Annotated in this window: 1 protein-coding gene; it reads right to left on the bottom strand. The window is 68.6% G+C overall.

Annotation, left to right across the window (positions count from 1 at the left end; translation table 11 throughout):
• Positions 1–373: glycoside hydrolase family 6 protein (locus tag AC1DUE_RS20780; RefSeq protein ID WP_477041288.1), on the bottom strand; the 373-nt coding region annotated here is incomplete at both ends.

The following is a 373-nucleotide window of genomic DNA, read 5'->3' as shown; positions in this document are numbered from 1 at the left end:
ATGTTGGGCAGCGAGTCCGGTTCGATGACGGCGACGATCCGCAGGCTCGCGTAGGCGGGGTCGTCGAGGACGTCGGCGATGGGGTTGATGTACTCGGTCTTGTACCGGTCGAGTTCGGGGGGACCGAGCTCACCGTTGGAGGCCAGCGCGGCGCAGTCACGTCCGGGCAGGTCGTAGATGACGACCTGGAAGAGGTTCGCGCCCTGGTCGAGCGCCTCATCGAGGTGCTCGCGCAGGCTCATCGCGTCGCCGGCGCCCTCGATGGCCGCGATGCGGTCCATCCAGACGAACGAGGGTTCGTCGGCGATGACGCTGCCGCCCGGCTCCGCGGCGGCCTTGGCGGACCACTGCGGGTTCACATACGCCTTGGCAC

The sequence above is a fragment of the Cellulomonas sp. P4_A2 genome, assembly GCF_056402515.1.
This window is presented reverse-complemented; position numbering and strand designations above follow the sequence as displayed.